General features: G+C 58.0%; 1 protein-coding gene. It reads right to left on the bottom strand.

The annotated features are described in order from the left end of the window. Positions 1–262: DnaA ATPase domain-containing protein (locus SB754_RS21000; protein WP_410784284.1), on the bottom strand; the 262-nt coding region annotated here is incomplete at both ends.

Genomic DNA, 262 nt, shown 5'->3' with positions numbered 1-262 from the left:
CGGGTTTCGAGTTCCGGCGGCTGCACATCGGTCAACAGGCCCCATTCGAAGCGGGAGCGCATGCGTTCCTCAAACCCCGAAAGCTGTTTGGGCGGCAGGTCGGAGGTGATGACCACCTGCTTATTGTGGTTGTGCAGGGCATTGAAGGTGTGGAAGAACTCTTCCTGGGTGGCGTCCTTGTTGGCGAGGAACTGAATGTCGTCAATGAGGAGGATGTCCACGTTGCGGTACAGCTGCTTGAAGCTGGCGCCTTCGTCATACC

It is taken from the genome of Leifsonia sp. SIMBA_070, from assembly GCF_046534635.1.
Classification (GTDB): Bacteria; Actinomycetota; Actinomycetes; order Actinomycetales; family Microbacteriaceae; genus Leifsonia.
This window is presented reverse-complemented; position numbering and strand designations above follow the sequence as displayed.